Source organism: Achromobacter sp. HZ34, from assembly GCF_002209485.1.
Lineage (GTDB): Bacteria > Pseudomonadota > Gammaproteobacteria > Burkholderiales > Burkholderiaceae_B > Bordetella_C.
Genome location: NZ_NJIX01000005.1, coordinates 1 through 17396 on the forward strand (window position 1 = coordinate 1; position 17396 = coordinate 17396).

Consider the following 17396-nt stretch of genomic DNA (forward strand, 5'->3'; position numbering starts at 1 on the left):
ACTACCTTGCTGCTTACTCACTCGCTTCGCTGCTTTCGCCGCGTTGCTGTTTCAGCAGCAGAGAAACGAGATTATGAAGCAGTTTTTCGAAGTTGTCAAATTCATTTCTGAACTTTTTTACTTCTTTCAAACGCTGCGTGCTTCTTGGAAGTCACCGCCCTGCATCTGAAACCTGCTTTGCTCGACCCGTTGCCGGATCTCGCTGAAACCGTCTTTGGCGGCGCTTAGCGCTCAACCTGAAAACTGCTTCATCATCTCACTTCACCTTCGCCACCCTGCTTGGCGTCGAACCGTCTACCCTGGGGCTTCCGGTTCGTTGTCGCGTTTGCGTTTGAGCAGCGAAGAAAGAGATATTAGCACGGTTTTTTCGGGCCGCGCAAGTCAGCAGTATGAAAATCTTAAAAGTATTTGAGAATTTCCCTGCTGCACGCTCTCTTGCTCCTATTGGAGAGGTGTTCCAGGGGCGCTATCGGCCCTCCAGCGCCAGTTCAGTCGTCTCTTTCAGCTTCTGCAATGCGAAGCTGGACCGCATATCGATTACCGACGGGTGCTGCATCAAGGTATCCATGGCGAAGCGGGAGAAGTCGGCCAGGTCGCGCACCTGCACTCTCAATAGATAGTCCATGTCTCCCGTCATGGCGTAGCAGGCCACCACCTCCGGCCATGCCTGTACGTCACGGGCGAATTCCGCCATGGGTGCATGGCTGGAGCCGCTATGTTTATTCAAGCGGATGGTCACATAGGCCACCAGGCCGAAGCCCACCTTGTCGGGATCGACCAAGGCAACGTAACGGCGGATATAGCCCTCTTCCTCAAGGCGCCGCACTCGGCGCAGGCAGGGGCTGGGAGACAGCGACACACGGTCCGCCAGCTCCTGATTAGAGAGGCGCCCGTCACGCTGCAGCTCCGCCAGAATGCGCCGATCGGTTTTATCCAAGTCAATTTCTGACATTTCCTGCCCCTATTTTTTTATAACTGGCAATTTTATTGCCAGGAACCTGCTTTTGATTAGCATTTTCGCAATCGTCTGCCAGCCGAGTTTTCCTACAATTTTTCCTTTCGCGCCGACAGCCGCAGCCGGCGTGCCGATCCGACACCTGCCATCGACCACAAGGGGACTCGCACCATGACGACCGCATTCCAGCCCTGGGACAACCCCATGGGCACATCCGGCTTTGAATTCATCGAGTACGCCGCGCCCGATCCCGCCGCGCTGCGCCGGGTGTTCGAGCTGCTGGGTTTCAAGCCCATCGCACGGCACCGCCATAAGGATGTGATCGTCTATCGCCAGGGCGGCATCAACTTCCTGGTCAACGCCGAGCCCGACTCCTTCGCCCAGCGCTTCGCTCGCCTGCATGGTCCCTCCATCTGTGCCATCGCGTTCCGCGTGGACGATGCCGCTGCCGCCTACCGGCGCGCACTGGAGCTGGGGGCATGGGGCTTCGATTCGCACAGCGGACCGATGGAGCTGAACATCCCCGCCATCAAAGGGATCGGCGACTCATTGATCTATCTGGTAGACCGCTGGCGCGGCAAGGCGGGCCACGGCGGGATCGGCGACATCAGCATCTATGACGTCGACTTCGAACCTATCAATCCGGACACCGCCAAGAGCGACCTGCATCACACTGGCGCCGGTCTCGCCCTGGTCGACCACCTGACGCACAACGTGCACAAAGGACGCATGGGGGAATGGGCGGAATTCTATGAGCGCCTGTTCAACTTCCGCGAGGTGCGCTATTTCGACATCGAGGGCAAGGTGACCGGCGTGAAGTCCAAGGCGATGACTTCGCCCTGCGGCAATATCCGCATTCCTATCAATGAGGAAGGGACCGAAGAGAAAGGCCAGATCCAGGAGTACCTGGATCTCTATCACGGCGAGGGGATACAGCACATTGCGCTGTCTACCGAAGATATCCACGCCACGGTGGAGGCACTGCGCGCCAACGGCTTGCGCTTCCTGGACACGCCGCAGACCTATTACGAACTGCTGGACAAGCGCCTGCCGGGCCATGGGGAAGATACGCCCCGCCTGGAACGCAATCGCATCCTGCTGGATGGCGCGCCGGACGGCGGACTGCTGCTACAGATCTTCACGGAGAACCAGATCGGCCCGATCTTCTTCGAGATCATCCAGCGCAAGGGCAACGATGGCTTCGGTGAAGGCAACTTCAAGGCCCTGTTCGAATCGATCGAGCTGGACCAGATGCGGCGCGGGGTGTTGAAACCGGTGGGTAGCGACGCCGATCACGAATAGGGACTTCGGCGGCCGACCACGGCAGATCGGCCATCCACGCTGGCCACCGCTTCCCTGTTATTTGGTGGCGGCCGGTGCGGGTGCCGCCGGCGATGCCAGCGTCAATATCCATTGCGCAATCAGCCTGGCTTCGTCCGGGCTGACTTGCGGCTGGGCCGCCATCGACAGCTTGCCCCAGCGATAGCGACCGCCATTACGGATGGACTGCACTAGATAGTCCAGCGCCTCCGGCTGGCTGCCATAGCGTTGGGCCACCGCGCGGAACGGCGGGCCGACGCGCGGTGTATCCACCTGATGGCAACCCAGGCATACCTTGCCCCTGAGGAGTTCGGCCACCTGGGCCGGAATCACTGTCTGAGCAGCGGCGGTCTGTGCCGCGGCAATCTGAGTAGTAGCGGGCAAGGCCGCGACCGCCAGCAGGCTACAGAACACCGCGCGCCAGGCGCCCTTGATCCGAGAAAACATCGATCCCATTCCATGACTATGCTCGTGGCGGTCGATCGTAACCGAATTGCCCGGCCTGTTCAGGCAATCGGGGTTTCAGGAAGCCGTACCCCAGGCCGGTTATTATCGTCGGTCAACGCCGTCGGTCATCGATCCCGCCGGTCAACTCTGCCACCTGCCCCCATACATGCTGCGCTATCCCGAATTCAATCCCATTGCCATACAGATAGGCCCGCTTGCCGTGCACTGGTATGGCCTGATGTATCTGTTCGGCTTCGGCCTGGTCTATCTGCTGGGCCGCTGGCGCCTGTCGCATGGCAAGGTGGCCGGCGGTTTCACCCCGCGTGACCTGGAAGACATCATCTTCTATAGCGTGGTCGGCGTCGTCGCCGGCGGGCGGCTGGGCTATGTGCTGTTCTACAAGCCCGGCTATTACTTCTCGCACCCGCTGGAGATCTTCTATCTATGGCAGGGCGGCATGTCTTTCCATGGCGGCCTGATCGGCGTCATCCTGGTGATGCTGTTCTTCGCGCGCCGCCGCGGCCAGTCGCTGTTCACGGTCAGCGACTTCATCGCGCCCCTGATCCCGCTGGCGCTGGCCATGGGACGCCTGGGCAATTTCATCAATGGCGAATTGTGGGGCCGCCCCACGGACGTGCCCTGGGCCATGGTGTTTCCGCAATCGGGCGACGGCGTGCCGCGCCATCCTTCCCAGCTCTACGAACTGGGCCTGGAAGGCATTGCACTGTTCATCATCATGTGGGTCTTCGCACGCAAACCGCGCCCCACCGCGCAGGTCAGCGCGGTATTCCTGATCGGCTACGGCTGTTTCCGCTTCCTGGTGGAATTCACCCGCGAGCCCGACAACTTCCTGGGCCTGCTGGCCGGCGGCCTGAGCATGGGCCAGTGGTTGTCGATACCCATGGTGCTGTTGGGTATCGGCATCTACGCGGTCACTGCAAAGCGATCGTCCCTGACACAGCAACCGAAACCGTGATGGCATCGGGGCGCAGCGGCACGTCCACGGGCGCTGCCGCGCCCCCGCCCTTGGCCATCGCCATCATGGCGCGCGGCTGCGGCATCACGTTGCCGCCCCCGCCACCCAGATCCAGCTTGACGATGCGATAGCCGGAAAAACCGAAGGCCGACGCCGCGGCCACGGCACGCTGGCGGAAGCTTTCCGCCGCGTCGTTCAGAAGCTTGCGCTCGGCTGCATCGTGCGCCTGGCGCGACAGCCGGAAGGCCACATTCGAAATCGCGCTCTTGTCGGACAGCTTGGACGCCAGGGCCGAGGCCGCTTCGAAGTTCGAGGACTCCAGCACGATGCTGCCCTGCCCGCGCCAGCTTCCTATCTTGCCCTTGTCATTGCTGACCGGCCACACACCGAAACCTTCGGTGCGCACGGTCACGTGCTCGATACCGCTTGCGCGCTTGACCAGGTCATCGAGCGCGGCGCTCAATTTACGGCCCGCGCCTGGCTGATCGGGCGCATCGACTTCCGCGTTCAAGGTGATCAGCACGGTATCTGGCTTCACATCCATGGAAGCGGAAGCATCCAACACCATCTGCGGCGCGGTGGCGCTCGGCGTGGCAGCGTTGCCAGCCACGGGCGCAGCCTCTTGCGAGGACTGCGCGTACACCATCGGCGCAGCGAACGTGAACACCGATGCAACGGCGGCCAGCACCAACGCGTTGCGTGTGCGACGAAGGACCAGACGGCGCTCGACTGGGGACGGGATCGTAGGCTTGCGCATATGGAACGTGCTCCCTGAAAAGACAAAGCGGACCTGCCATCCGGCAGGTCCGCTCTTGAAGATGCCCCGCATGTGCCGTCAGGACCGGCATCTCGAACCCTGAGGTTCAAGGTGGTCGCGCTCGGCGGAACTTTGGGTTCGTCTGACAGAGAGACGATCACGCTAGCTCCACATTCACACAACCGGTATGCCGTAAGACATAGGTTCAGAGAATGTATGGTCCAGTCACGAACACAGCAGGGACAAACTGAAGTCGGCTTGGGCAAGCCGGCTTGAAAACTGGTAGCGCTGTTTGAAGAAACTGAAGAAGCAACTACGGAATCACTATAGCAGCTTCGAACACAGAAGCTTCAACTACAGCAGCTTCAACTACAGCAACTTCAACTACAGCAACTTCTCTTGGCCCGACAGTGCGTCATCGAGCAAAGAGTTCATGTCCTCGATTCTACGCTTGAAGTCGCCGACTGCCAAACCACCCAGCGGACCATCGGGCGCTTTCACTGCCAGCAGCTCGCCGGCGACCTGCAAAGCCGCCATCACGGCTATGCGTTCATTGCTCGAAACCTTGCCCGTGCCCTGGATACGCTGCATCAGCACGTCGACGTGGCGCACGGCCGCCAGCAGGTGCGGCTTTTCCTCGGTCGAGCAGGCCATGGAATATTCACGGCCCAAAATCGAAACTTCAAAACGTTCCATACTCATGCCTGCTCTCCCACCGAAGCGCCGGGCAGGCGAGCCAGTACGGCATCGATGCGTTCGCGCGCGGCAACCGCGGCGACACGCAGGCGTTGCATATCGGTATCACGCGCGGCCAGGCGCGACTGCCATTCGCTTTCACGCGCGGCAGCCTGCGACTCGAAGGACTGCAGCTGCAGCACATGCCGCTCGAGTTCGGCGCGCAGAGTGGCCTCGGCCGCTTCGGCATGCGCCAGGCGATCGCCCACCTCACTGTCGTGATTCTGCAAACGCTCCTGCAATTGCCGGACTTGCACGTCAGCGTCATCGCAGCGCGTGCGCAGCGCGCGCGTTTCCTGCTCCGCCTGATGCAGGCGTGCTCGCAAGGCATCGCGTTCAGCATGTAGCTGGCGCGTGCGTTGCACCAATTGCCCGATCCGGGCAGCGAGATTGTCGAGGTCTTGCAGCATGGGCGCTATCGTAAACCATCTCGCGCGCGGAAACACTTGCTAATGCACCGTGTGATACCTGGCAATATTCAGTAGGAAGGGGCGGCCCGGAAGGATAGCTCGCCGTGATCGTGACTCTGCTGTCTTATATATAAGAGAGTTCAAAGTCGCTCATCCGGCGGACGCCGGCCTGGCGCCGCGGCAAAGCCGGCGCAAGATCGGCCTCGGCCCATCCCGCGGACCCGCCGGGTCGCCCAGGCGGGCGCGCCGACAAAACGCCCAAGACAAATCACGGTTGCAAATTGCACCGTCCCTGCTTGACGCGGCCAGATAGAGGCATTGCCGCAAGCATGGCGAAGGCACTACCCCGCTCGCAGACACCCCCTGTCAACGAATCCGCCGTTTTGAAAGCTTGGTTCTGGGCACCTTCTGCCCGATCCAGTGACAGAAGTCCGACAGATTCCTGGTCTGAAGGTCTCGTTGCCTGCCCGGCTATGTATTTTTAACGAGACAAACTTCCAGGCTTCCTTTCCCACTACTTTCTTTATACTTTCAATCAGCTTTCAAACAGCCGCCATTCGGCCGGAATCCTTACAACTTCCTGCCGGATGAACCCTAATTCTAGGGAAAACCATAGCCTTTCAGCCAAATTACAGGGTTCCGGTTTGGCATCAGAGCCATTACCATTCGCCCATCTTCGAACTTTGAATTTACTTTCACTCTGCAAACACTCACCTGAATTCGTTAATCACATGCTGTAACTAGGAGCAGACAACCATGCAGCTTAAAAACAAACAGGATTTCTGGTCCGGGGTGATGTTCATCGCCCTGGGCCTGGGATTCGCGTTAAAAGGCGCCAGCTACCAGATGGGCACCGCTGCCCGGATGGGGCCTGGCTATTTCCCCTTCTGGCTGGGGATGGTCCTGGCCCTCCTCGGCGCCGTCGTCCTGATCGGCTCGATGATGCCCAAGGCCACCGAGACCCACATCGACCGCTTCGACTGGCGCGTCCTGTTCCTCGTGATCTTCTCGGTCGTCCTGTACGGCCTCGTCCTGAAATTCCTCGGCGTTTATATCTCCGTGTTCCTCCTGGTGGTTGTCAGCAGCCTGGCAAGCCATGAGTTCAGCTGGAAGATCGCCGTGGCCAACGGTATTTTTCTCGTGGTGTTCTCCTATCTGGCGTTCATCAAGGGCCTGGGACTCATCTTCCCGCTGTGGCCGTCTTTCCTCGGTTCGTAAGGAGCGCCAGACATGGAATTGCTTGATCACCTGATGCTGGGTTTCGGCGTGGCCTTCACGCCCGAGAACCTCGCCTACGCCCTGCTGGGCTGCATCCTGGGCACGCTGATCGGCGTGCTGCCCGGGATCGGTCCCGTCCCGACCATCGCCATGCTGCTGCCGATCACGTACGTGCTGCCGCCCGTGGCCGGCCTGATCATGTTGGCCGGTATCTACTACGGCGCCCAATACGGCGGTTCGACCACCGCGATCCTGGTGGCATTGCCGGGAGAAACATCCGCGGTGGTGACTGTGCTGGACGGGCACCAGATGGCACGTAATGGCCGCGCGGGCGCCGCGCTGGCCATCGCCGCCCTGGGCTCGTTCTTCGCCGGTTGCGTGGCCACCCTGCTGCTGGCCGCCTTCGCGCCCCCGCTGGCCGAAGTGGCTTTCAAGTTCGGCCCCGCCGAATACTTCTCGCTGATGTGCCTGGGCCTGGTGGGTGCCGTGGTGCTGGCCTCGGGCTCGCTGCCCAAGGCAATCGCCATGATCATCCTGGGTCTGTTGCTGGGTATGGTCGGTACCGACGTCAACTCGGGCGTGGCCCGCTTCGACTTCGGTATTCCGGAACTGCAGGATGGCATCGACTTCGCCATCGTCGCCATGGGCGTGTTCGGCTTCGCCGAAATCATGACCAACCTGGAGCAGAAGGAAAATCGCGTCGACATCACCGACAAGATCGGCTCGCTGTATCCCAACAAGGAAGAGTTCAAGGAATCGTGGCCCGCGGTGCTCCGCGGCACGGCCCTGGGTTCGGCCCTGGGCATCCTGCCCGGCGGCGGCGCGGTGCTGTCGTCCTTCGCTTCCTACACCTTGGAAAAGAAGATCGCCAAGGAACCGCAGCGCTTCGGCAAGGGCCACCCGGCCGGCCTGGCGGGTCCGGAATCGGCCAATAACGCGGCTGCCCAGACCTCCTTCATCCCGCTGCTGACCCTGGGCATCCCGGGCAACGCCGTGATGGCGCTGATGGTGGGTGCGATGACCATCCACAACATCCAGCCCGGCCCGCAGGTGATGACCAGCCACCCGGAACTGTTCTGGGGCCTGATCGCCTCGATGTGGATCGGCAACCTGATGCTGGTGATCCTGAACCTGCCGCTGATCGGCCTGTGGGTGAAGCTGCTCAAGGTGCCCTATCGCGTGCTGTTCCCGGCGATTCTGGTGTTCTGCACGATCGGTGTGTATTCGTTGAACTACAACACCTTCGACATCATGACCACCGCGGCCTTCGGCGTCATCGGCTACGTCTGGTCCAAGCTGAAGTGCGAAGGCGCACCGCTGCTGCTGGGTCTGGTGCTGGGCCCCATGATGGAAGAAAACTTCCGCCGTGCCCTGCTGCTGTCGCGTGGCGATTTCACCACCTTCATCACGCGTCCGCTGTCGGCCAGCCTGCTGGCCGCCGCCCTGGCACTGATCGTGATCGTGGCACTGCCGTCGATCCGCAAGAAGCGCGAAGAAACCTTCGTCGAAGAAGGCTGATGACAAGCTGGACCCGCGGGGCGATCCCGCGGTCCGTCTGGAGCGTCTCGAAGGGCACCGCAAGGTGCCCTTTTTTTTGCCTGATGGATCAACCGCGTTCGCTGCCTGCATCCCTCCAACTTCATCCTCTCCTCCAGCCGAGACGTCTTCCCGATGTCGAATTGGTGCAGCGCACACAATCGCTTACGCTAAAGTACGGGTTTACCCCGTACCCGTCTCCGTCCCGAGCCCCCAATGACCTTCGACTGGCACAACCCATACCGCACTACCCGCGCTCCCGTCTTTGCCCGCAATGTCGTCGCCACCTCGCAGCCCCTGGCTGCCCAGGCCGGGCTGCGCATCCTGGAACGCGGCGGCAATGCAGTGGATGCGGCCATCGCCGCGGCCGCCGTCCTGACGCTGGCTGAACCGGTCAGCAACGGCCTCGGTTCGGATTGCTTCGCCATCATCTGGGACGGCGCCCGCCTGCATGGCATGAATGCCTCTGGCCGCGCGCCCTCCGCATGGTGCGTCGACTATTTCAAACGCAAGCACAACGGCGCCATTCCCATGCGTGGCTGGGACAGCGTGACGGTGCCCGGCTGCGTCGCCGGCTGGGCCGCCATGCATGAAAAAATGGGCGCGCTGGCCTTCGCCGACGTGCTGGCGCCCGCCATCGAATATGCCGAGCGCGGTTGCGCGGTGTCACCCATCGTGCAGCAGAAGTGGGCCGCGCAGGCCGACGTGCTGCAGCCGCTGCCGGGCTTCGCCGAACACTTCCTGCCGCGCGGCCGGCCGCCTGCCGTCGGTGAACATTTCGTGATCAAGGGCGCGGCCGACACGCTCAAGCGCATCGCCGCCAGCAGCGGCCGTGATTTCTATGAAGGCGAGACGGCGCACAAGCTGGTGGCGCACGCGCAGGCGCATGACGCGGCGATGACGCTGGCCGATCTGCGCGAATACCAGCCTGAATGGGTCACGCCGCTGGCGCAGGCCTACCGCGGCTACGCACTGCATCAGATTCCGCCCAACGGCCAGGGCATCGCGGCCCTGATCGCCCTGGGCATCCTGCAGCACTTCGACGTGGCGGCGCGGCCGGTGGATCATCCCGACACGCAGCATCTGCTGATCGAGGCCATGAAGCTGGCCTTCGCCGATGTCTATGCGCACGTGGGCGATTCCGCGCACATGGCCTTGACGGCGGACACGCTGCTGGACCCCGCCTACCTGGCCGAGCGCGCGCGCCTGATCGACATGGGCCGCGCCCAGGACTTCGGCAGCGGCCACGCACCGCGCGGCGGCACCGTGTACCTGACCGCCGCCGATCGCAACGGCATGATGGTCAGTTTCATCCAGTCCAACTACATGGGCTTCGGTTCGGGCGTGGTGGTGCCGGGCACCGGCGTAAGCCTGCAGAACCGTGGCCACGGCTTCAGCATGCAGCCCGATCACCCCAATGTGGTGGCTGGCGGCAAACGCCCTTTCCACACCATCATTCCCGGCTTCCTGATGCGCGACGGCGCGCCGGTGATGAGCTTCGGCGTGATGGGCGGCAATATGCAGCCGCAAGGCCATCTGCAGACGCTGGTACGCATGCTGGACTACGGCCAGCAACCCCAGGCCGCCTGCGACGCACCGCGCTGGAAGTGGAATAATGGCCGTTCGGTGGATGTCGAGCCGGCGATGCCGCATGCCGTGCAGGAAGCGCTGCGCGCGCGCGGCCATGTGCTGGAGGGCCTGGATGATCCCTATATGGATTTCGGCTCCGGCCAGTTCATCTGGCGCCTGGGCGATCCGGCCGTCGACGGCTATGTGGCCGCCAGCGACAGCCGCCGCGACGGGTTGGCAGCGGGGTTCTGATTTCGCGCTGCCAGGCCGCGCGGATCAGGGCGCTTGCCGCCGACGCGGCATCGCCGTAAGGTACGGTTCCTGGGAAATACGCTATCAAACGGAGATTCTGCATGGCATCCATCGGCACCAAGACGTACGACACCGTCACGTCCAAGAACGTTGCTTTCCTCGGCCTGGGCGTCATGGGCTTTCCCATGGCGGGGCACCTGGCACGCGCGGGCCACACGGTGACGGTCTATAACCGCACGCAAGCCAAGGCGCAGGAATGGGTCAAGGAATTCGGCGGCAAGGCTGCCGCCACCCCGCGTGAAGCGGCGGCGGGCGCGGATATCGTGTTCGCTTGCGTCGGCAACGACGACGACCTGCGCAGCGTCGTGCTGGGCGATGACGGCGCTTTCGCCGGCATGGCCAAGAAGGCCGTGTTCGTCGACCACACCACCGCTTCGGCCGACGTCGCGCGCGAACTCTACGCCGCGGCGCGCAAGCTGGACCTGCAATTCGTCGACGGCCCGGTGTCGGGCGGCCAGGCTGGTGCGGTCAATGGCGTGCTGACGGTGATGTGCGGCGGCGAAAAAGCGGTCTTCGATGCCATCCAGCCGGTGGCGCAAGCTTTCGGCCGCGCGGTCACCTTGGTGGGCGAGCCGGGTGCGGGTCAATTGGCGAAGATGGTCAACCAGATCTGCATCGCCGGACTGGTGCAGGGCTTGTCGGAAGGCGTGGCCTTCGGCCAGGCGGCCGGCCTGGACATGAAGCTGGTGCTGGACGTGATCAGCAAGGGCGCGGCGCAAAGCTGGCAGATGGAAAACCGTGGCGGCACGATGGTCGACGACAAGTTCGACTTCGGGTTCGCCGTGGACTGGATGCGCAAGGATCTGGGCCTGGTGCTGGCCGAGGCCCGCCACAACGGCGCGCGCGTGCCGGTGACGGCCTTGGTCGACCAGTTCTATGCCGATGTGCAGAAGATGGGCGGCGGGCGCTGGGATACCTCCAGCCTGGTCAAGCGCCTGCGGGATTGATGGGCTCAGCCTGGATGCCTGGAAGCCGCTTGGCTCGAAGGAAAAAATAAAAGGTCGCGGCTGAAGCCGCGACCTTTTTTATTGGCGGTACTGCATGCGCGGCGACGCCGATTTCAATAGCCGCGGTCGCGCGCCACGACGCCGGTGAGGGGTTCGCCGCGGGCCATCTGGCGGATCTTGCCGGCGATCTGCGCGATGGTTTCCTCGCGCAGGGTGCTGGCGGCGATGTGCGGCGTGACGTGCGCGTGCGGGTGTTGCCACAGGCCGTTGTCGGCCGGCAGCGGCTCCGTGCGGAACACGTCCAGCGACACGCTGTCGAGCCGGCCTTCCTGCAGCAGGGCCAGGATGTCGCCCTCGTTCTGGTGCTCACCACGGCCCACGTTGATCAGGTGCGCGTGCGGCAACAGCTGGCTCAGGGTGGCGCGGTTCAGTATGCCCTCGGTCTCCGGCGTCAGCGGCAGCACGTTGACCAGCACGCGGGTGCGCGCGAGGAACCCCGGCAGCTGTTCCGCGCCGCAATACGTCTGCACGCCGGCGATACTGCGCGCGGTGCGCGACCAGCCGGCCACGGGGTATTCGAAAGCGGCCAGCGCTTGCGCGACGCGAGCCCCGACCACGCCCAGGCCCAGCACGCCCACCGGCCATTGCTCACGCCGCAGGCCTTCGCGCGGATTCCAGCGCCCCGCGGCCTGGTCGGCGTCGTACTGCGCGAACAGGCGCGACTCGCGCCACAGGGCGTACAGCACATACTCGGCCATCTGCACCGACATGCCGGCGTCCTCCAGGCGCACGATCTGCACGTGCGCGGGGATTTCCTTCATCTTCAGCAAGGCATCCACGCCGGCGCCCAGGTTGAACACCGCCTTCAGGTTGGTCTCATGCTTGAAGAGCTCCGCTGGCGGCTTCCACACCAGCGCCACGTCGGCGTTGGACGGCGGGCCCTTGGGATCCCACACCGATATCTTGAAATCGGGCATCTCGGCCTGCAGGCCGGGCAGCCATTCGTCGGGATTGCGGTGGGGAAGCGCGAAGAGTACGTGCATGAGGAATCCGGTTCGAGGTTTGTAAAGCGGATGGTGCGAAGTTCAAAACCATAGCACGGCAACGCTGTGCAAAAAAAAGACCTGTGCATCGCACAGGTCTCTTTGGCCGCAGGCACAGCGGGCCGGCGTTGCCGGTCCGCCGTCCCCTTATGCGGTTTTGGGCAACAAGTCCTTCTTGCCCCTGCCTTTACGGAAGTTGGCCCACAGTTGCACCAGGATCAGCAAGGCGCTGGCAGCGACGAACCAGGCGCTGATCGGGCGCTGGAGGAAGATCATCATGTCGCCGCGCGACAGCAGCAAGGCGCGACGGAAGTTTTCTTCGACCATGGGTCCGAGCACGAAGCCCAGCAGGATAGGCGCGACCGAGAAATCCAGCGACATCAGCAAGGCGCCGATGATACCGAAGGCCAGCACTTCCCAGATCTGGAACAGGCTGTTCTGCGTCGAGAACACACCCACCGCGATAAAGAACAGCGCGGACGGGAACAGGTACTTGTACGGCACCTTGAGCAGCTTGACCCACACACCGATCAGGGGCACGTTCAAGACGATCAGCAGGACGTTACCCACCCAGAAGCTGGCGATCAGGCCCCAGAAAATGTCCGGATGCTCGGTGATCAGCTGCGGGCCGGGCTGGATGCCCTGGATCAGCAACGCGCCCAGGATCAGCGCCATCACGGCGTCGCCAGGGATACCCAGGCTCATCGTCGGGATGAAGTCGACCTGCGTCTTCGAGTGCGACGAAGCTTCGGGAGCCGCCACGCCAGCCAGCATGCCGGTACCGAAACGCTCAGGCGTCTTCGAGACCTTGCGCTCCAGCGCGTAGGCGATGAAGGTGGTGATGGTGGGGCCGGTGCCGGGCATGGCGCCGAACAGCGTGCCCACCAACGTACCGCGCACCATCGGCAGGAACGCTTCCTTCATTTCAGCCATCGAAGGACGCATGTCGCGCAGCTTCAGCTTGGTCGACGTGGTGATGGCGGACATCTTGTTGACGCTGACCAGGAAGTCGGCGGCGCCGAACAGACCCATCGAAATCGCCACCAGCTCCAGGCCGTCGGACAGGTCCAGCAGGCCGAAGGAGAAGCGGATGGTACCGGTGTTGACGTCGGTACCGACCACGCCGCACAGCAGGCCGAACAAGGTCATCGCCACGCCCTTGAGGGGCGAACCGCGCGACATCGTGGCACCGGCCAGCAGGCCCAGCAGCATGATGGAGAAGATTTCCGTCGGACCGAACTTGAAGGCGATTTCCACCAGCAGCGGCGAGGCGAAAATCATCACGATGATGCCGACCGAAGCGGCAAAGAACGACGAGATCATCGTGATGCCCAATGCCGTGCCGCCCTTGCCGGCCTTGGTCATCGGGTACCCGTCCAGACACGTCACCGCATGCGGCGGGTGCGAGGGCAGGTTCAGCAGGATCGCGCCGATGGCGCCGCCGTACTGCGAGCCGTAGAAGATACCGGCCAGCATCAGGATGGCGGGCACCGGGTGCATCACGTACGTGAGCGGCAGCAAGATGGAGATGGCCGACAGCGCGCCCATGCCGGGCAGCACGCCGATGAGGTTACCCACCAGCACGCCAAAGAACGACCACATCAGGTTATGGAGTTCGAACGCGACGCCAAAACCGTACCAAAGATCAACGAGTGCTTGATGCATGGCGATCAACCCCAACGGAACAGCGGGAGCTGCAGTTGCAGAGCCCACCAGAAAACGACGATGGCGATGACTACCATGGCCAAGGACAGCAGAATCGATTGGAAGAGCGTGTTCTTACGATCCCCAAGCGCCGAAATGAACGTGATGGCAAACGTGGCCGGCAACAGGCCGCCGTATTCGCCGATGACGATGAACGCCACGATACTGAGCAGGATGCAGACGCCGCCACGAACGTCGGGCATGCCGTGGGCATGGCCGCCAGGCACCTGTTCCTTCGGCTTGTCCGACCGTGCGCCGAGCGCGATCAGGATGCCCGTCAGAACCAGCAGGCTACCCACAGCGGCCGGGAAGAATCCCGGACCCATGTGGTTCAAGGTGCCGATGTTGTAGCTGATGGCGCCATAGATCGCCCCCAGACCTGTAAGGATCATCAGGGCGCCGCCGTAATAATCCTTGTTAATTGTTCTTTTGGATGTTTCCACCGCAATCCTCCGAAAACCAGGGCTGAAAAAATGCCCGTGGGCATTGCCCGGTTGAGCACGCCCCTCTCACAACCCATGTGAGCCTGGAACGCAGAATAAGGAGAGAAGCTGCTAATCCGCTTTCTTTAGGCTGTCTGGACCCTGAATCACAGGGTTATCCCTTAAGAGGGGAATCCATAATATGGCGCAAAGCCCCACGCCGCCTTGGGCATTGGGCTCGCCATCGGCCAAAAGGATGTCGCCGTTATTGCGCCTGGCGTAGGCGCGGGCGATGGCCAGGCCCAGGCCCGAACCGCTGGAGGCGCCCTGCACGCCTTCGGCCCCCGCCCGATCGAATCGCTCGAAGGCACGGGCGCGCGACGCGGGTTCCAGGCCGGGCCCGTTGTCGGCCACGCGTACCTCGACACGATCACTGGAGAGAACCACCGAAACCGTGATCCGCGCGCCAGGCGGCGCGTAGTTGACGGCGTTATGAACCAGATTGGACAGGGCTTCATGCAGTTCGACCTCGCTGCCTGCCACGGCTGCGGCGGCTGTCAGAGAGCTTTCGTCACTTACTGCACTATTTAGGTTCCTTTCATTAGTTTCTTGCACGCCATCCCAGCCGAGATCCTGTTGCTTCTCATGGGCCAGGGGCAAATATTGCAAAACCACATCGCGCGCCAAGTCGCTGATGTCCAGGATCTTGCGTGGCGTCACCTCTCCCTGGCTGGCATGCGCCAGCTGCAGCAGTTGTTCGGTCAGCCGCCGGCTGCGCCCCAGCTGGGCGATGATGCCGCGCAGGCCTTCACGCATGCCTTCGGGATCGCGTTCACGCAAGGCGTATTGGGCCTGGGTCAGCATGATCGCCAGCGGCGTGCGCAGCTGGTGCGACGCGTCGTCAAGAAATTGCGTCTGTTCGGCCAGCATGCGCCGGTGGCGGTCGATGTGGTGGTTGACGGCCTCGACCAGGGGCGCCACTTCGGAAGGCACCCCACTGGCGTCCAGCGGCGTCTGGTCGTCGGGCGAGCGGGCCCGGATGTCGGTGCGCAGGCGATGCAGCGGCCGCAATGCCCAGGCCACGCCCCACCAGACCATCAGGATCACCAGGGCCAGCATGCGGGCGTCACGCAGGAATTCCTGGCGTTGCGCGGCCCGCTCGGCCTCGATCCGCTTGCTGGTGCTTTCACCGACCAGGACCAGCACCTGACGGTGTACGCCGTGGTAATAGAGATCGCGCAGGATGGCCACCAGGCGCACGGGATCGTCGCGGTACATGCCGTCGTAGAACACGGGCGGACCATTGCTGCGCGGCCAGGCCGGCGGCCGCGGCAGGTCCGGCATGCCTAATAAGGTCCGGCCGGCCGAAGCGGGCACCGGCTGGCCGTCCGGTACCGGCGGATCGATTTCCTCGATGCGGTAATACTTGCGCAGGCCGGCGCGCGATTCCAGCATGACCTGGGCGTACAGGGGCGTGGCCACCTGCAAGGTGCCGTCGGCCGTGAATTCGATGCTGCTTTCCAGGACGCGGGCCGGCTCCAGCAGGGCGCTGTCGTAGGCGTCGTTGGTGATCTCGGCAAGTGTCTGGTAGTCGTTCCAGCTGTCGATGACCAGCAGGGCAACCACGCCGGGCAGCAGCAGCATGAACAGCAGCGTGCGTATGCCCAGGCGCGGCCGCAGCAGCCGCAGGCGGGCCGCGCGGGCGCTAGGCCGGCGCGGCATGGCGGATGATCATAAACAGCCGGTTCCTCAGGCCTCGGCCGATTCGCTGGTGCTGGCCACGCTTTCCAGCATATAGCCCAGCCCGCGCACCGTGACGATGCGGATGTCGCTGCCGGCCAGCTTCTTGCGCAGCCGGTGCAACACCACTTCGATGGCGTCCGGATTGGCTTCGCTGTCGTGGTTGAACACCTTGCCGAACAATTGCGACTTGTCCACCGGGTAACCGCTGCGGGTCAGCAACGCCGCCAGGGCGGCGTGTTCGCGCGGCGTCAGGAACAGCAGCGAGCCGTCCAGCGTAAAAGCGCGGCTTTCACTGTCGTAGGCCAGCGAGCCGCATTGCAGCCGCGGATGCTGGCGGCCACGGCTGCGCCGCACCAGGGCGGTCAGGCGCGCTTCCAGTTCTTCCAGAGCGAAAGGCTTGGTGAGGAAATCGTCCGCGCCCAGGTTCAGGCCGCGCACGCGGTCCTGCAAGGCGCCCTGCGCCGTCAACACCAGCACAGGCGTGCGGTCGTCGCGATTGCGCATTTCACGCAGCACCACCAGCCCGTGCTTGTCCGGCAGGCGCAGGTCCATCACGATGGCGTCGTACTCGGTACCCGCCATGAAAGCTTCGGCTGTGCGGGCATCGGCCGCATGATCGGGTACAAAACCGCTCTGAGCCAGGGCACGCACCAGCCACGATGCCATATCTCTTTCATCTTCAACCAGCAATATGCGCATGCCCGTCGGCTCCTCCGCCCGAGTTTTCGCCGGTCCGCTGCCCGTGCACACGCTGGCGCAGGTAGCGGGTTTCGTGGTGACGCCGGAACAGGATCGTCGACAGTTCGTTCAGCGCATTGGTATAGACGTCGCGCTTGAACTCGATGACCGCGTCCAGCGGCACCCAGTATTGGCTCCAACGCCATGCGTCAAACTCCGGATGCTGCGTCGCCCTCAGGCAGACATCGCTGTCGCGCCCGATAAGACGTAGCAGGAACCAGATCTGCTTCTGCCCTTTGTAATGGCCACGCCATTCGCGGCGGACGAAATGGTCCGGCACGTTGTAGCGCAGCCAATCGCGTGTACGTCCCAATATGCGGACATGCTCGGGATTCAACCCAACCTCTTCATGGAGTTCGCGGTACATGGCTTGTACGGGACTCTCTCCGTACTTGATGCCGCCCTGCGGGAATTGCCACGCATGTTCCCGGATCCGCTTACCCCAAAAGACCTCGTTTTTGCTATTTACGAGAATGATGCCGACATTGGGACGGTAGCCTTCGCGGTCAAGCATGGGCCACCCCCAGCAAATTCAATACAATTACGCCTGATTATACGTACCTG

At 62.9% G+C, this 17396-nt stretch carries 17 protein-coding genes and 1 other RNA gene; 6 read left to right on the top strand and 12 right to left on the bottom strand.

Going from position 1 to position 17396, the window contains the following annotated elements; genetic code table 11:
- Positions 1 to 466: 466 nt before the first annotated feature.
- A complete protein-coding gene (locus CEY05_RS19740) occupies positions 467 to 952 on the bottom strand; it encodes an Lrp/AsnC family transcriptional regulator (protein ID WP_088597611.1) in 486 nt (161 codons plus the stop codon).
- 174 nt (positions 953 to 1126) lie between these two features.
- Here CEY05_RS19740 and hppD point away from each other — a divergent pair, with 174 nt between their 5' ends.
- Positions 1127 to 2257 carry a 4-hydroxyphenylpyruvate dioxygenase gene (gene hppD / locus CEY05_RS19745; protein WP_088597610.1) on the top strand — a complete coding sequence of 377 codons (1131 nt, stop codon included), beginning with the start codon at positions 1127 to 1129 and terminating at the stop codon, positions 2255 to 2257.
- A 57-nt stretch (positions 2258 to 2314) separates the two neighbouring features.
- Here the strand turns inward: hppD and CEY05_RS19750 are convergent, their stop codons facing one another.
- Complete coding sequence (locus CEY05_RS19750; RefSeq protein ID WP_088597609.1) at positions 2315 to 2722, bottom strand: c-type cytochrome; 408 nt, start codon at positions 2720 to 2722, stop codon at positions 2315 to 2317.
- A gap of 166 nt (positions 2723 to 2888) precedes the next feature.
- Between CEY05_RS19750 and lgt the strand changes: the two genes are divergently transcribed.
- Complete coding sequence (lgt, locus tag CEY05_RS19755; protein ID WP_088597608.1) at positions 2889 to 3698, top strand: prolipoprotein diacylglyceryl transferase; 810 nt, start codon at positions 2889 to 2891, stop codon at positions 3696 to 3698.
- On the opposite strand, the gene CEY05_RS19760 is transcribed toward lgt, so the two are convergent.
- The 4 genes from CEY05_RS19760 to CEY05_RS19775 all read right to left on the bottom strand — a co-directional run bounded on the left by CEY05_RS19760 (position 3655) and on the right by CEY05_RS19775 (position 5600).
- Positions 3655 to 4455, bottom strand: a complete 801-nt coding sequence (locus CEY05_RS19760) for an SIMPL domain-containing protein (RefSeq protein ID WP_088597746.1) — start codon at positions 4453 to 4455, stop codon at positions 3655 to 3657. The genes lgt and CEY05_RS19760 overlap by 44 nt on opposite strands.
- Before the next feature lie 59 nt (positions 4456 to 4514).
- Positions 4515 to 4701: non-coding RNA, 6S RNA (ssrS, locus tag CEY05_RS19765), on the bottom strand.
- 138 nt (positions 4702 to 4839) lie between these two features.
- A complete protein-coding gene (locus CEY05_RS19770) occupies positions 4840 to 5151 on the bottom strand; it encodes a cell division protein ZapA (RefSeq protein ID WP_088597607.1) in 312 nt (103 codons plus the stop codon).
- A 2-nt stretch (positions 5152 to 5153) separates the two neighbouring features.
- Complete coding sequence (locus CEY05_RS19775) at positions 5154 to 5600, bottom strand: hypothetical protein (protein ID WP_088597606.1); 447 nt, start codon at positions 5598 to 5600, stop codon at positions 5154 to 5156.
- Positions 5601 to 6356: 756 nt separating this feature from the next.
- Between CEY05_RS19775 and CEY05_RS19780 the strand changes: the two genes are divergently transcribed.
- From CEY05_RS19780 to CEY05_RS19795, 4 genes are all read left to right on the top strand, one after another.
- A complete protein-coding gene (locus tag CEY05_RS19780; RefSeq protein WP_088597605.1) occupies positions 6357 to 6818 on the top strand; it encodes a tripartite tricarboxylate transporter TctB family protein in 462 nt (153 codons plus the stop codon).
- A 12-nt stretch (positions 6819 to 6830) separates the two neighbouring features.
- Positions 6831 to 8336 (top strand): tripartite tricarboxylate transporter permease, encoded by a 1506-nt coding sequence (locus CEY05_RS19785; protein WP_088597604.1) that lies wholly within the window; start codon positions 6831 to 6833, stop codon positions 8334 to 8336.
- Between the two features lie 234 nt (positions 8337 to 8570).
- Positions 8571 to 10175, top strand: a complete 1605-nt coding sequence (locus CEY05_RS19790; protein WP_088597603.1) for a gamma-glutamyltransferase family protein — start codon at positions 8571 to 8573, stop codon at positions 10173 to 10175.
- 101 nt (positions 10176 to 10276) lie between these two features.
- Complete coding sequence (locus CEY05_RS19795; protein WP_088597602.1) at positions 10277 to 11182, top strand: NAD(P)-dependent oxidoreductase; 906 nt, start codon at positions 10277 to 10279, stop codon at positions 11180 to 11182.
- 113 nt (positions 11183 to 11295) lie between these two features.
- Here CEY05_RS19795 and CEY05_RS19800 read toward each other — a convergent pair whose 3' ends face one another.
- The 6 genes from CEY05_RS19800 to CEY05_RS19825 form a co-directional block, all read right to left on the bottom strand.
- Positions 11296 to 12225: a glyoxylate/hydroxypyruvate reductase A gene (locus CEY05_RS19800; protein WP_088597601.1), complete on the bottom strand. Its 930-nt coding sequence runs from the start codon at positions 12223 to 12225 to the stop codon at positions 11296 to 11298.
- Positions 12226 to 12372: 147 nt separating this feature from the next.
- The gene (locus CEY05_RS19805; RefSeq protein WP_088597745.1) at positions 12373 to 13890 is read right to left on the bottom strand and encodes a tripartite tricarboxylate transporter permease; all 1518 of its coding nucleotides are present in this window, start codon (positions 13888 to 13890) and stop codon (positions 12373 to 12375) included.
- Between the two features lie 5 nt (positions 13891 to 13895).
- Positions 13896 to 14321 (bottom strand): tripartite tricarboxylate transporter TctB family protein, encoded by a 426-nt coding sequence (locus CEY05_RS19810; protein ID WP_088597600.1) that lies wholly within the window; start codon positions 14319 to 14321, stop codon positions 13896 to 13898.
- A gap of 162 nt (positions 14322 to 14483) precedes the next feature.
- Positions 14484 to 16073, bottom strand: a complete 1590-nt coding sequence (locus CEY05_RS19815) for a sensor histidine kinase (RefSeq protein ID WP_088597599.1) — start codon at positions 16071 to 16073, stop codon at positions 14484 to 14486.
- A gap of 27 nt (positions 16074 to 16100) precedes the next feature.
- Positions 16101 to 16793: a response regulator gene (locus CEY05_RS19820; RefSeq protein WP_088597598.1), complete on the bottom strand. Its 693-nt coding sequence runs from the start codon at positions 16791 to 16793 to the stop codon at positions 16101 to 16103.
- The gene (locus CEY05_RS19825; RefSeq protein WP_088597597.1) at positions 16774 to 17346 is read right to left on the bottom strand and encodes an RNA pyrophosphohydrolase; all 573 of its coding nucleotides are present in this window, start codon (positions 17344 to 17346) and stop codon (positions 16774 to 16776) included. Before CEY05_RS19825 ends, CEY05_RS19820 begins: the two co-directional genes overlap by 20 nt.
- Positions 17347 to 17396: the final 50 nt, after the last annotated feature.